This is a genomic window from Pseudomonas sp. IzPS59 (assembly GCF_014863505.1).
GTDB classification, from domain to species: Bacteria; Pseudomonadota; Gammaproteobacteria; order Pseudomonadales; family Pseudomonadaceae; genus Aquipseudomonas; species Aquipseudomonas kribbensis.
This window is the reverse complement of sequence record NZ_CP062251.1, coordinates 2,730,762-2,744,145: the sequence shown is the minus strand read 5'-3', so window position 1 is coordinate 2,744,145 and position 13,384 is coordinate 2,730,762. Positions and strand designations below refer to the sequence as shown.

At 60.8% G+C, this 13,384-nt stretch carries 15 protein-coding genes and 1 tRNA gene; 10 read left to right on the top strand and 6 right to left on the bottom strand.

Features of this window, described 5'->3' with window-relative positions; genetic code table 11:
* The first annotated feature begins 1 nt into the window (after position 1).
* Positions 2–610 carry a 3-isopropylmalate dehydratase small subunit gene (leuD, locus tag IF189_RS12210; RefSeq protein ID WP_134826567.1) on the top strand — a complete coding sequence of 203 codons (609 nt, stop codon included), beginning with the start codon at positions 2–4 and terminating at the stop codon, positions 608–610.
* Positions 611–650: 40 nt separating this feature from the next.
* Here the strand turns inward: leuD and IF189_RS12205 are convergent, their stop codons facing one another.
* The gene (locus IF189_RS12205) at positions 651–1,568 is read right to left on the bottom strand and encodes a LysR substrate-binding domain-containing protein (protein ID WP_192553394.1); all 918 of its coding nucleotides are present in this window, start codon (positions 1,566–1,568) and stop codon (positions 651–653) included.
* Between the two features lie 559 nt (positions 1,569–2,127).
* Between IF189_RS12205 and IF189_RS12200 the strand changes: the two genes are divergently transcribed.
* The 6 genes from IF189_RS12200 (at position 2,128) to IF189_RS12175 (ending at position 5,769) form a co-directional block, all read left to right on the top strand.
* On the top strand, positions 2,128–2,313 hold the full coding sequence (locus IF189_RS12200; protein ID WP_085708738.1) for a DUF1843 domain-containing protein: 186 nt from the start codon (positions 2,128–2,130) through the stop codon (positions 2,311–2,313).
* A gap of 34 nt (positions 2,314–2,347) precedes the next feature.
* Entirely contained in the window at positions 2,348–2,983 is a 636-nt protein-coding gene (locus tag IF189_RS12195) for a DUF1842 domain-containing protein (protein ID WP_134826565.1), read from the top strand.
* Between the two features lie 40 nt (positions 2,984–3,023).
* Entirely contained in the window at positions 3,024–3,605 is a 582-nt protein-coding gene (locus tag IF189_RS12190; RefSeq protein ID WP_119429119.1) for a DUF1842 domain-containing protein, read from the top strand.
* Positions 3,606–3,704: 99 nt separating this feature from the next.
* Entirely contained in the window at positions 3,705–5,168 is a 1,464-nt protein-coding gene (locus IF189_RS12185) for a GDL motif peptide-associated radical SAM/SPASM maturase (RefSeq protein WP_134826564.1), read from the top strand.
* A gap of 90 nt (positions 5,169–5,258) precedes the next feature.
* Positions 5,259–5,465, top strand: coding sequence for a hypothetical protein (locus IF189_RS12180; RefSeq protein WP_192553393.1), 207 nt, complete (start codon positions 5,259–5,261; stop codon positions 5,463–5,465).
* Positions 5,466–5,694: 229 nt separating this feature from the next.
* Positions 5,695–5,769 (top strand) — tRNA-Gln (locus IF189_RS12175).
* Positions 5,770–5,819: 50 nt separating this feature from the next.
* On the opposite strand, the gene IF189_RS12170 is transcribed toward IF189_RS12175, so the two are convergent.
* From IF189_RS12170 to IF189_RS12160, 3 genes are all read right to left on the bottom strand, one after another.
* On the bottom strand, positions 5,820–6,212 hold the full coding sequence (locus IF189_RS12170) for a DUF1801 domain-containing protein (RefSeq protein WP_134826562.1): 393 nt from the start codon (positions 6,210–6,212) through the stop codon (positions 5,820–5,822).
* A 153-nt stretch (positions 6,213–6,365) separates the two neighbouring features.
* On the bottom strand, positions 6,366–6,707 hold the full coding sequence (locus tag IF189_RS12165; protein WP_134826561.1) for a hypothetical protein: 342 nt from the start codon (positions 6,705–6,707) through the stop codon (positions 6,366–6,368).
* Between the two features lie 86 nt (positions 6,708–6,793).
* Positions 6,794–7,438: an ATPase gene (locus IF189_RS12160; protein WP_134826560.1), complete on the bottom strand. Its 645-nt coding sequence runs from the start codon at positions 7,436–7,438 to the stop codon at positions 6,794–6,796.
* Between the two features lie 163 nt (positions 7,439–7,601).
* Here IF189_RS12160 and IF189_RS12155 point away from each other — a divergent pair, with 163 nt between their 5' ends.
* From IF189_RS12155 to IF189_RS12145, 3 genes are all read left to right on the top strand, one after another.
* Entirely contained in the window at positions 7,602–7,847 is a 246-nt protein-coding gene (locus tag IF189_RS12155) for a hypothetical protein (protein WP_085708437.1), read from the top strand.
* A gap of 51 nt (positions 7,848–7,898) precedes the next feature.
* On the top strand, positions 7,899–8,930 hold the full coding sequence (gene ahr, locus IF189_RS12150) for an NADPH-dependent aldehyde reductase Ahr (RefSeq protein ID WP_192553392.1): 1,032 nt from the start codon (positions 7,899–7,901) through the stop codon (positions 8,928–8,930).
* Between the two features lie 190 nt (positions 8,931–9,120).
* Positions 9,121–9,582, top strand: a complete 462-nt coding sequence (locus IF189_RS12145) for a DUF3574 domain-containing protein (RefSeq protein WP_192553391.1) — start codon at positions 9,121–9,123, stop codon at positions 9,580–9,582.
* Here IF189_RS12145 and IF189_RS12140 read toward each other — a convergent pair.
* Entirely contained in the window at positions 9,579–10,943 is a 1,365-nt protein-coding gene (locus tag IF189_RS12140) for an APC family permease (protein ID WP_192553390.1), read from the bottom strand. The two genes, IF189_RS12145 and IF189_RS12140, sit on opposite strands and share 4 nt — an antisense overlap.
* A gap of 41 nt (positions 10,944–10,984) precedes the next feature.
* Positions 10,985–13,372, bottom strand: coding sequence for a TonB-dependent receptor plug domain-containing protein (locus IF189_RS12135; protein WP_192553389.1), 2,388 nt, complete (start codon positions 13,370–13,372; stop codon positions 10,985–10,987).
* Between the last annotated feature and the right edge of the window lie 12 nt (positions 13,373–13,384).

Here is a 13,384-nt window from a genome sequence, read left to right as displayed (position 1 = left end):
CATGCAACCGTTCACCACCATCAGCGGCAGCGCCGCGCCGTTTCTGGCGGCCAACATCGACACCGACGTGATCATGCCCAAGCAGTTCCTCAAGGGCATCGATCGTCAGGGGCTGGATCGGGGGCTGTTCTTCGATCTGCGTTTTCTGGCCTCGGGTGCGCCCAATCCCGAGTTCGTGCTCAATCAGCCCGCCTGGCAGGACGCGGCGTTTCTGGTGACTGGACCGAATTTCGGCTGCGGTTCCAGCCGTGAGCATGCGGTTTGGGGCTTGAAGCAGGTCGGGATCCGGGCGCTGATCGGCACCACGTTTGCCGGGATCTTCTACGACAACTGTCAGCGCAACGGCGTGTTGGCGATTCAGCTCGATGCCGGACAGCTCAAGCAAATCGCCGAAGTCATCAGCGTTCCGGCGACCGCGCATATCCGCGTGAACTTGCCCGAGCAGACCATCGAACTGGCAGACGGAACACGGATCGCTTTCGAGATTGATGAGTTGCGCAAACAGTCACTGTTGCTGGGGCTGGACGCCATCGGCACGACGCTGCAACGGGCCGAACAAATTCGTGCGTTTGAAGCGCGACATCTGGCAGAAAATCCCTGGCTGGGCTGAACACAAAAAACCGGGTGGCTCACTGAATCACCCGGTTTTTTCATTCGACGGACAAGTCGCGGAAATACTCTTCGAGAAACTCCACGCAGACCCGCAGCTTGGCCGACTCGCTGAGCCGCGTCGGGTACACCGCCCAGACGTTGGCACTCTGGGTGTAATCCGCCAGCACCTGCACCAACCGCCCCTGTTCGAGCATCGGTTTGACGTCCCACATCGAGCGCAACAGAATCCCGCCGCCGCTCAAGGCCCACTCCATGACGATTTCGCCACTGTTGGAGGACAGCGGGCCGCTGACCCGCACCGATTCCTGCTGCCCGTCCTTGGTGAGTTCCCAGATGCCGAACGCATTGTTGCGTTCCTTCAGCACCAGGCAATCGTGGTCTTGCAGGTCGTCAAGGGTTTGCGGCGTGCCCCGGCGCTCAAGGTAGTCCGGCGTGGCGCAGAGCACCCGCCGGTTGCTGACCAGTTTGCGCGCCAGGTGCTGGCCCGGCAGGTCATCGCCGACGAGGATTTCCAGGTCGAAGCCCTCGCCCACCAGGTCGACAACGCGGTCAAATACGTCCAGGCGGATGTCGAGCTTCGGGCAGGTACGGGCCAGTTGGCTGATCGCCGGTGCGACGTGATTGCGGCCGAAACCGAAGCTGCTGCAAATGTGCAGCGACCCGGCTGGCTGGTGCCGGGCCTGGGCCATCTCGCCGAGGAAATCATCGAAGTCCCCCAGCAGCTTTTCCGCCCAGACCCGTACCCGCTCGCCATCGTCGGTCAGGGCGATGCGCCGGGTGGTACGGTGCAACAGTTTTGTCGAGAGCGTCCTTTCGAGCACCGCGATGCGTTTGCTGACGTAGGCCGGCGAATAGCCCAACTCATCGGCGGCGCTGGCAAAGCTGTTCTTGCGGATGACCGTCAGGAATACCTTGAGGTCTTCGGGCAAGGGAAACTGGTCACGATTCGTGTTCATACAGCGCGCTCATCCACTGCCTGCTTCATGATTCGCGCAGGATAGCAGCGGCCATGACCGTTCGGCGCTTTTTCTGGCAGCCCCCCACAAACAGGGCTAGGGTTGCGTGGCTGGCGATATGCTGGCCACTTGGCAAACGTCTCTCGACGAACGCCATCAGCAGCACTGGAAGAAAAATCAGGGATGGTTTTTGTGCTTGCGGGTTAATGCACTCTTGATGAGTGAACAACCTATCCCTGTGTTTCGTTGCTTTCTATCAAGGACAGAAAGATGACCAACGTACAGGCGAACTTCTCTTGCCCTCTGCCACGGCAGACGCGCCTCCCGACTCAGAACAGCAGGCCGGACAGCAGACCGGACGGTTTCGGCTGACGCCCGCGGCGTCGCATCGGCGCCCCTTCAGTCACCACGATTTGACGGATCCGGACGGATCAGGCCTTCACCTCGCCAGGCACCACTGTCGCCAGTGATTCCTGCCGCTGGCTGTCGCCTGCCTGTCAGGAAAGACGCCCCTCGCCTGAAGGGGATGTTCGGCAACCACCACGAGGAAACCCTCGATATGACTGGCTCAAAACACAACATGCCGCCTTACGGCGTCGCCATCCAGAGCGCCATCACGGGCGGCGATCTGCAACAGATGAAGACTTTGTTGAAGCAGCGCGATTCAACGAAGCCGGAAGCGAAGGAGCTGCAAACCGCGTACGAAAAACTGGCCAAAGAAGTTTCCCGTCTGGAAAAACACTAAGGCCATCAACCACATTGCAATGGAGGCAATTCACATGTCTGGTTCTGTTTCGCAACAAAACGTCGGTCTGTTTCCGGTGAGCTACCGGATCAGCACCGGGCTGCCTGGCGCACCAAGCCTGGTACTCAACCTCCTGGTTTCAACGCCTCAGGAGCAAGTCAACGGCAATGCCACCATCACCCAAGCCGTCAATCCGCCGCTCGACCTGCATTCCGATGTATGGGGTGAGTACACCTATCTCACAGTCATGTCTCCTGGTGTCAGCAAGATCCTGATCACCGCCCAGGGCAATCATGGTGGTCCAGGCTCCAACTCCATCGTCAACTTCAAGATCCGGCTGGTAGTCGGTACTGACTGGAGAGAAGGTGTCGCCAATTACGAGTACTACAACGGTTCTCAATGGATCGAAGTCACCAATGCCCCGGCACATCTGGTCGAGTCGGTGCCATCTAAAGCCTTTCAGCCTTTCCATCCCGGCCCCGTGATCCAGCCACACCGTCCGATCATGCCGCTGTACGCCGCCCCCATCCAGAGCGCCATCGCCGCCGGCGACCTGGCCCAGATGAAAAGCCTGGCCGCACTGGCCAAGCAACAACTGGAGCAGCTACCGCAATTGCGGATCGCGCTGGATACCGCAAAAAACGAACTCAGCCGCCTGCAAAGTCGCTGATCGGCCACTGGACTCCATCATCATTCAAGGAAGCAGCATCATGTCGATCGGACTTTTCCATACCCGCCTCATTGTCAGAAACGATTTACTCGGCGCACCTGTCTTGACCCTGGATCTGCTGGTCAACACCGTCAGCAAGAAAGTCAGCGGCGTGGCCAGTGTATTTCAGGCTACCTGGCCTACCGTCAATTTTCGGGCTCAGGTCTGGGGCGACTACAGCCAGGTCAAGCTAACCTCGGCGGTCGAGAACCACATCATCCTCAACCTGGCCGGCAGCCCGAGCGGCCCGCTCAGCCAGATCGCCCAGACCTTCCATCTCAAAGGCATTCTCGGCGGTGACTGGGCCAGCGGTTTTGCCGACTACCGCTACGAAGAGCAAGGCCAATGGCACGTCGTAAAACACGTCGCGGTGCATCAGGCTCAAACCGTGGAGCCGCAACCGGTGCCGCATCCACATGTGCCGCTGTACGCCGTTGCCGTGCAACAGGCCCAGACCAGCGGGGATCTGGCACAGCTCAAGACCGCCGTGCAACAGGGTGAGCAGCAATTGGCCCACGAAGGCGCATTGCGCAGTGCCCTTGAGCAACTGAACGCGGAGATTGCCCGACTGGAAGCACGCTAAACCGCATACGCCGGGCGCGATCCTTCGCGCCCGGCGTCTTGCCGGATTTCAAGGTCAGTCCAATCGTGCCGCGCACAGGACCGTGCGCAAGGATCTCCCATGACAGACATCCGCCCTGCCCGCTACCTCAGTGACACCGATCTCAAACGCTACGTGCCGGTGCACGTGGTCTGGGAAATCACCCTGGCCTGCGACCTCAAATGCCTGCATTGCGGCTCGCGCGCGGGGCATCGACGCCCCGATGAACTGAACACCCGTGAATGCCTCGACGTGATCGATTCCCTCGCTGCCCTCGGCACCCGCGAGATCACCCTGATCGGCGGCGAAGCCTATTTGCGCAAGGACTGGACGCAACTGATCCAGGCCATCCACGACCACGGCATGTACTGCGCGATCCAGACCGGCGGACGCAACCTGACGCCGGCGAAGATGCAGGCTGCGGTCGATGCAGGACTCAACGGAGTCGGGATTTCTCTGGATGGGCTCGCGCCGTTGCACGACAAGGTGCGCAACGTGCCCGGTTCGTTCGACAAGGCGGTCGATACCCTGCGCCGGGCCAAGGCGTCCGGGCTGGCGGTGAGCGTCAATACCCAGATCGGCGCAGCCACATTGCCAGACTTGCCAGAGTTGATGGACACCATCATCGAACTCGGCGCCACCCACTGGCAGATCCAGATCACAGTGGCCATGGGCAATGCCGTGGATCACCCGGAACTGCTGTTGCAACCCTATCAATTGCTGGAAGTGATGCCGCTGCTCGCACGGCTGTACCGCGAGGGCGTGGATCGCGGCCTGCTGATGAACGTCGGCAACAACATCGGCTATTACGGCCCTTACGAACATTTGTGGCGCGGCTTCGGTGACGAGCGCGTGCACTGGAGCGGCTGCGCGGCCGGTCAGACCGTGCTGGCGCTCGAAGCCGACGGCACGGTGAAAGGCTGCCCGTCACTGGCGACCGTCGGCTTCTCCGGCGGCAACGTGCGCAACATGAGCCTGCACGACATCTGGCACTACAGCGAAGGCATCCACTTCGGCCGTCTGCGCTCGGTCGACGATCTGTGGGGCTACTGCCGCAGCTGCTACTACAACGATGTCTGCCGGGGCGGTTGCACCTGGACATCCCACTCATTGCTGGGCAAACCCGGCAACAATCCTTACTGCCATTACCGCACCCTGGAACTGCAAAAGCGCGGACTGCGCGAGCGCATCGTCAAGCTCGAAGACGCCGCGCAACGCTCCTTCGCCGTCGGCCGTTTCGACCTGATCACCGAACGTATCGACACCGGCGAGCCAGTCAGCAGCGTCAGCGACAGCGGCCAGGTGATCAAACTGGCGTGGATCAATCAGGGCCAGAAATCGCCGGAGGAAGGACGCATTCCGGTGCAACTCGCGTTATGCCGCAGTTGCCTGCAATACATCCATCCACATGAATCGATCTGCCCGCACTGCCACGCCGACGTCGCCGCCGCCGAGGCCAGACACCAGACGGACCGGGCCCGTCAGCAGGCGATCATGAACACGTTGACAGGGTTGCTGGGGGTGGCGCCGAGTACGTTGAGCTGAGCCGGTTACCGTCCGACCGCTCACCGCGAAAAATCCCGAACTCACGCCATGGCGCTGCATCCAACGTTTAAGCCAACGGAGGTCAGCGCCATGAACAACGACAGCAAAGCCCCGCCCACTGATACGTCCGGCAAACCGGTCAATGTGGTGAAACGCGATCTTGAGGACCAGGACGACGATACCCGCGGCGTGGATGAGGTCATCACGCCCTCGTCGACCCGCACCAAGGAGCAGGACGCCGAGGAGTTGCAACGCAAGGTCGACGAAATTGAACGCAAGGTTGCAGACGGCAACTGATCGGTTCGTCGAGGCAGGTCTTTGCCAGGTTTTCGGGCTACAGCGGTCGCGCCGGCTTTGACCGCGTTCGCTGAAAAGCCCGAAAAACCTGACCGGCGACACCGTCCGGGAAATAAGTAGCTGTTTTCCATGAAATTTATTTGCTTCAGGGGTTCCCAGATCGCAAGAGCGCTGGTAAAGTGCCGCCCACTGTTGCAGAGGTCCTCCCGGGACTGAACACAATAGCTACAGGGGCGTCGCCAAGCGGTAAGGCAGCAGGTTTTGATCCTGCCATGCGTTGGTTCGAATCCAGCCGCCCCTGCCATTTTTTCCTCGTTTCACCCTCCTCCGCTTCATCTCTGCCTCAACGGCAAATCATTTTTTCGAATTCAACGTAATCGCCGAACGCACCAGCGCTTTCAGTGCCGTTGCATCTATTTTGTCGTCTTCGTGAACGTCAATCGCCCGCCGGGTATTGCCTTCGAGACTGGCGTTGAACAGTCCCGACGGATCCTCCAGCGCTGCGCCCTTGGCGAAGGTCATTTTCACCACGGCCTTGTAGGTCTCTCCGGTGCAGATGATGCCGTTGTGTGACCAGACCGGAACGCCCCGCCACTTCCACTCCTCGACGACCTCAGGATCCGCCTTGTGAATGATCGCGCGGATCTCGGCCAGTTTCTGGCCGCGCCAGTCGTTCAGTTCATTGATTCTGGCGTCGATCAGCGCCGAGGGATTCTCGGTCGCCGCGCCACCGCTGTCCTTCTTCATATCCTTGTTCTCCCGAAAACCCTGCCCGCTATCCAGCGTAGCGTCTGCTGCGTCAAACGACGGGCAAAAAAAGCCCCGCCAGATGCGGGGCAAAGGAATTGGTTGGTTGCGGCCAACCAAAGGAGCATCGTCAAAAGCGCTGACCGTCAGGCGTTACAGGCACTCCTGGGCAGCCCGTTCAAAACTCGACGGCATGAAACTCGACGCCAACAGGTGGCGCTCGTACAAGAACACCTTGCCGCCGTCCTGCGCCTTGTAGGCTTCCAGCACGTTGTCCGCCGACACTTTGCTCGGCACCACGATCCGGTAGCTGCGCTGGGTCTGGGAGACGGTCGGGTTCATCGCACTGTTCTGCAGTTTCGGCACGACGCATTCGGCGTACTGGGCCGGTGTCTTGTGAGTCTGCAAAGTCAGCGTCGGGTCATTCGGCGCGGAGGCGCAAGCGGTCAGCAGCAAACTGGCAGAAGCCATGGCAGGGATAAAAAAGGCACGCATGGATAAAATCCTGAAAATAAACGATTCGGTTCTCAAGCAACGTTCAGCGTCACAGGCGCTGCCTTTGCGATTTTTGATTTGGGTGTTCAGCCAGCACTCACCAGGGCCTTGAGCGAGTCATCGAACTGCTTCAGGGCGCTGAATTGCAGATCCCGTTGCTGTTCAATCTGCGCTGCAATCTCGGGCGCTGCCTTGTTGTGGACCCACACCGAAGACATCTGCTTTTCCACCGCACCTTCGGCCTTGCCGATGTATTGCAGGTTGGCGTCGTAGAAGCGTGCGGCGAAGCGCGCTTCGACCTGGCTGTTGCGCTGGGTCAGCAGACGGTTGTGGGTGTCGAGCATCACCACCACGTCGGGATGGGCCTGCACCAGTTGATCCAGGCTGTCGTAGACCGTCACCGAGAGAAACTGCTGTTGCAGCGAGCTCATCAACCAGTCGATGGCCAGTTCCGGATCGGAGCTGTTGACGAAGGCCTCACGGATTCGCGCATCGAGCGCATCCTTGGCACCGTTCACCGCCACGTCGTGGTAGCGCTCCAGGTATTGCTGGTTCTCCAGCGTATTTTCGCTGTACAGCACACCCACGGTTTGCGAGTGCTGCAGTCCGCTGCTGGCGCCGCCGATGGGAAGAAAATGGCACGTACCGGCGTCGGCTGCGTAAGTCGGTGCAGTGGTGGCTACCCCGCCCATCAGCAGGGCGACCAAAGCCAGTCGGGTCAGAGTCTTCATCGCGCAAATTCCTTGAGCTGCGTTTCGATGGAGGCGATTTTCCGCCTGTCGGCCGCAAAGCAGAACTTGCGTTTCTTGATGGTCACTATTACTTGAACCAATAGTTGCGCAGCGTGCAGACTGCTGCACACTCGATCACAACGAAAACAAATGAGGATTTTCCGTGCGAACCTTTGATTTGATCCGCGATGCCGTCCTGCCCGAATTCCGCGACCGGGTGGCCGAATACCTCGTCGAATACGAAACCGTGCTGGGCCAGCCGGCGGACGATTCGGAGTCGGTGCGGGCCGTGGCCAATCAGTTGCGTGGTTATCTGCGCGGCCTCAACACCACGCGGGTGCTGGGCATGGCGGACTGGGAAGAACTCGACCGGCGCGTGCTGGACACCTGGCTCGCGCATACGCGATGACCCGCTAGACTCTTCAGGCTGCGCCCGCAGCGCCAGACCTGGAGGTGTCCTGTGAGCAATAACACCGAACCGACGACGTTTACCGGATGGGCCGCCACCTCGGCCGGCGCTCCGCTGGAGCGTTACAGTTACGATCCCGGCCCGCTCGGGGATGAAGAAGTCGAAGTCGCCGTGGAATATTGCGGCGTCTGTCACTCCGACCAGTCGCTGATCGACAACGATTGGGGCATCAGCCAATACCCGTTCATCCCCGGCCACGAAGTGGTTGGCCGCATCGTCCGCGCGGGCCCGCAGGTTCGGGGTTTGGAAGTCGGCCAGCGGGTGGGCATCGGCTGGTACAAGGGCAGCTGCATGCATTGCTCTTCCTGTATCGGCGGCTCCCATCACCTTTGCGCCACCGCCAAACCCACGATCATCGGCAGCCACGGTGGTTTCGCCGATCGGCTGCGCACTCACTGGGCCTGGGCGCTGAAACTCCCGGACAACCTCGACCCCGCCCTCGCCGGCCCGTTGTTCTGCGCCGGTTCCACGGTGTTCAACCCGCTGGTGGAGTTCGACATCAAGCCGACCGACCGGGTCGGCGTGGTGGGCATCGGCGGCCTCGGTCACCTGGCGCTGCGCTTTCTCAATGCGTGGGGCTGCGACGTCACGGCGTTCACCTCGTCACTGAGCAAACAGGACGAAGCCAAACGCCTGGGCGCGCACAAGGTCGTCGCTTCCACCGACAGCGATGCGCTGAAGGCGATTGCCGGGACTCTGGATTTCCTGCTGATCACCGCCAACGCCAATCTCGACTGGACGGCCATGCTCGCCACCCTGCGCGGCAAAGGCCGGCTGCACTTCGTCGGCATCGTGCCCGATGCGATTCCGGTGCATGTGTTCAATCTCATCCCTCAGCAAAAGTCCCTGTCCGCCTCACCGGTAGGTTCGCCTGCCACGGCGGCGACCATGCTGGAGTTCTGCGCGCGGCATCAGATCCTGCCGCAGGTCGAGGAATTTCCGATGAGCAAGGTCAATGAAGCCGTCGATCATCTGCGCAGTGGCAAGGCGCGGTATCGGATTGTGTTGAACGCCAGCAAATGAATGAAAGGCGCATGAGTTAATCGCTCATGCGCCTTTTTTGTGCCCGGAGAAAACGCAGTTTCATGGTTTTCTCGCTGATCTCCTTATTCCGTAAATCAAGCAGACGGCCATTTTTTAATCTTTTATCGCTATTACTGATGCCCCTTATGATGGCTCTCGTCTGCACTCAACTCATAAAAAAGGACGTTCCATGCAAAAAAGCCTGTTGGTGGCTGCACTGTTTCTGGCAATCAGCGGTTGTGCCACGCCTCCTCCTTCCTCCGTACATACCAAAGATCCCGCCAGTTCAACTCTGCAAGGCGATGCCACGCGCCCGGCCCAGGCGCAGTGGGTGCGCACCGAGTTGTATTTCTCGGTGGGGTCGATCGAAGGCAAGGAAGGTGTGGTGAGCCCGGCGCGCTGGCGCGAGTTTCTCGATCAGGAAGTGACGTCGCGGTTCCCGGACGGTTTCACCGTGCTGGACGCCTACGGGCAGTGGAAGGACCATGACGCGAAAGTGCCTGAGCGACTGGCGACCAAGGTGATTGTGATCCTGCACGAAGGCAGCCCGAAACGTGAGCGCGACATTGAGGCGATTCGTCTGGCTTACAAGCGGGTTACGGGGGATTTGTCGGTGTTGCGTTTGTCGCAACCAGCCCAGGTATCGTTCTAATCCGCTGTCTGCTGCAGAGCTTGCCGAGGTGTCGACACCAGGCGGCTCAACCCCGCCAGCACCAGCGCCCCGACCAGCAAAACCCCGATCCCCAAAAAAGCCCCTAACCCCACCACCGTCACGCTGGAATACAACATGTACACACACAACCCGAAAAACAGCAGCGGCAAAATCGGATAAAGCGGCACCCTGACCGGCCGCGGCACTTCGGGAAATCGCCGCCGCAGAATAATCAACGCCAGACTGCTCAAACTCAGGAACAACCAGTACACCGGCGTCAGATACTCAACCATCGTGTTGAAGCCACTCTGGGTAAAACTGCCGAACAACACCAGCAGCAACGCCACGGCGCCTTCGGCCAGCAAGGCCTTGCGCGGGACGCCATCGCGCTCGTCCCACTCGCCGAAGCGACGCAGTTGCGGCACGTCCCGAGCGGCGGCGTAGGTCGTGCGGGCGCCGACCAGCAGCGTGGAATTGATGGTGGCGATGGCGGCGATGCCGACCATCAGCAGGATCAGCATCACCCCCGGCGCACCGAAAGCGCGATTCAATAACTCCACGGCGGGCGCATTGCTCGCCGCCAGCCCTTCGAACCCCAGCCCTCGGACGAACGCCCAGTTCAGCGCCAGATAGATCGCCATCAACACCGTCAGCGCGCCGAGCATGGCGATGAAGATTCCCCGTCGGCCATCGCGCACTTCGGCGGACAACGTCGCCGCATCGCTCCAGCCGCCGAAGGCCAGAAACACGAAGATCATCGCGGCGGAAAATCCTGCCGCTCCCGTATGTTCAGGCGTGACCGGCGCACTCGGCGCAAGCGGCTCGACGCCTTGCCACACTAGCCACACGCCAGCGCAGGCAATGCTCAGGAAGCCCACGGCAAGCAGCCCGACCAGCACGGTCTGGGTGATGAAGCCGATGTGCTTGCCCGTCAGATTCAGCAGCACCAATGCCGCAATGATCGCGCCGGCAAACAACCCCGAGCCGTACTGTCCCAGCGGAAAAACCGCGTTGAAGTAATCGGCAAACATGAACGCTGACAACGCGATCCACCCGGTGTGCATCACTGAAAAACGCGACCAGGCGAACAAGAAACCCATGCGCTCGCCATACGCTGTGCGCAGGAAATGATAGTCACCGCCCGGGTGCGGAAACGCGGTGGCCATTTCGGCAAAGCACAAGGCCCCGGCCATCGACGCCAATCCGCCGAGGACCCAGACCCAATAGAAATGTTCCGGCCCGACGTTCAAGGCAACGGTCGGCGCGGTTTTGAGAATATCGGTGGTGATGACCATGCCCAATGTGATCAGCAACGCCTGGAATACCGGCAAATGGCGTTGAGGGCCGTTGGTTTTACTCATGCGTGATCCTGCAGAGGGTCCGCCATCCATGGCGGCAAATCTCAGAAGCCGTAAGTGGCGCGAGCGTAGTAGTAAGCGCCGTTGGTGCCGATCGGCGAAAGCACGTCGTACGGCAGATTGCCGCCGTAGTTGATGGCCGAGCCGGAGCGCTCCGGGTAGTTGTCGGTCAAGTTGTTGCCGCCCAGGGCAATGTTGAATTTCGGGGTGAATTTGTAGGTCACCTCGGCATCCAGCTGCCACACCGCGCCATAGGTTTGCTCGGGCTGCGAATCGCCGAAATCGAACACCCGGGTGGTCTCGCCCTGACGGGTCAGACGGCCGAGCAAACCCCAGTGTTCGCTGACCCAGTTGGCGGAAAACACAAAACGATCCTTGGGTGCCGCATCGGTCAGGGTGTTGGTTTCCTCGACGCCCACCAGCGCATCGTTGCCGATCCCCAGCGCAGTCAGCTGCGACGGCGTGCCCTTGGTGCTGGTGACCTTGGTGTGGTTGTAAGTGTACGCGGTGGTCAGGCCCAGTTGCCCTTCGTAGAACGGCTGATGGTAGTTGAGCACCAGTTCCGCACCGTGGGTGCTGGTGTCGGCGGCATTGGTGAAGAAGTTGACGTCGTGCACGCCCGGCACGCCGAAGTTGTCGTTGATATAGCTTTCCAGGGCATCGCTGCCGATGCGCTGGGACAGCGTGATGCGATCCTTGACGTCGATGCGGAACACATCGAGCGACGCATCGAAGCGATCGTTCAGCTGGAAGGTCAGGCCGAGGCTGTAGTTGTTCGAGGTTTCCGGATCGAGCTTCTGCGCCCCCAGTGCCCGGGCAATCGGATCATTGACCGACAGCACACGAATGTCGGTGAGCGTGCCGCCCTCGCCGAAGTTGCTGGTGGTGTTCTGGAAACCGCTCTGCGCCAGCGAAGGTGCACGGAAGTTGTTCGATACCGCGCCCCGCACCGCCCACTGCTCGGTCAATTTGTAGCGACCACTGAGCTTGCCGGTGAGTTTGCTGCCGGCATCGTCGTAATGCTCCCAGCGGGTGGCGGCGTCGACGAAGAAACGGTCGGTGAGATCACCGGACAATTCGGCGTAAGTGCCGAACACGTTGCGATCCAGATCCGATTCTTCGCTCGGGCGCAAACCGTTGGCGCCGTCAGCCCCGGAGCCTATGTAAGAAGCCTCGTCACCGGCGAACGTCAGGTAATTTTCGTAGCGATATTCGCCGCCCAGCGCCAGCACGAACGAGCGGCCGCCGAGGCGCAGTTCGCGACTGAAATCCAGGTTGGCCGTGGTCTGGCGCAGCTCGTAATCGCCGGTGTCAAAACGGGTCGGCGAGTCCGCACCGAGGCTGACGTTGAGGGTGCGGCGGGTAGCCGATTCGAAGCGGTTACGGCCATGGGTCAGGCTGCTGTCGAAATCCCAGTCGTCGCCGATCAGGCCTTTGAAACCGGCAGTGGCGGATATGTCGGTGTTGTCGCCCAGGGATTGCGGCAGGTAGCCGTTGGGATAGAACTGCGGCTGCTCCGACGGATAACGGTAGAACTCGGCGCCGGTTGTATGGCGCTGGTTGTAGGTACCGAAGCTGTAGGCCTTGCCGCCGGCGAGCGGCAACTCACTGTTGAACCACAGGTTCACGTCCCGCGCCAGGCCATCGCCCATCACGTAGTTACGCTGGCCCGGCGTGTCGGCAAAACCGTCGAAGCCGGCGCGGTTGGTCGGATTGCGATTCTTGTACTCGGTACCGCCACGAATGAACCCGCCCTCCTCGCCCAGCCGGGTGCCGATCTTGGCGGTGGTCACACTGTTCTGGCCATCGGTGGTGGTGCGGTCGATGGCGTCCTGATGGGTGTGGTAGGCGCCATAACTGGTGGAGATTTCACCGCCCTCCAGGGCATCGTCGAGGATGATGTTGATCACCCCGGCAATCGCGTCGGAACCGTACTGCGCACCGGCGCCGTCACGCAGCACTTCGATGCGTTTGATGGCGCTGATCGGGATCGAGTTGAAGTCCACCGGTGCCGTGCCGCGACCGATTTTCGACGAGTCGTTGACCACCGCCGAGGTGTGCCGGCGCTTGCCGTTGACCAACACCAGCACCTGGTCCGGGCTCATACCCCGCAGTTGCGCGGCACGCACATGGTCGGCGCCGCCGGAGTTGGACTGGCGTGGCAGGCTGAACGACGGCAACAGCGTCTGCAACGCCGCCCCCAGTTCGCCGTCGGCGGCACCGGCGGACTTGAGGTCTTCGGCGGTCAGCACATCCACCGGCACTGGCGAATCCAGTACTGTGCGCGCCGTGCCTCGGGTGCCGGTGACCAGCACGGTGCCCAGCCGTGTGTCATCGTCAACGTGGGTGGAAGTGCCCTCGGCCTGCGCAGGAAGTTGCCAGATCGCACTGACAACAGCGACAGCCAGTAATGAACGGGAACGGTGAACCATGTGACAGCTCCT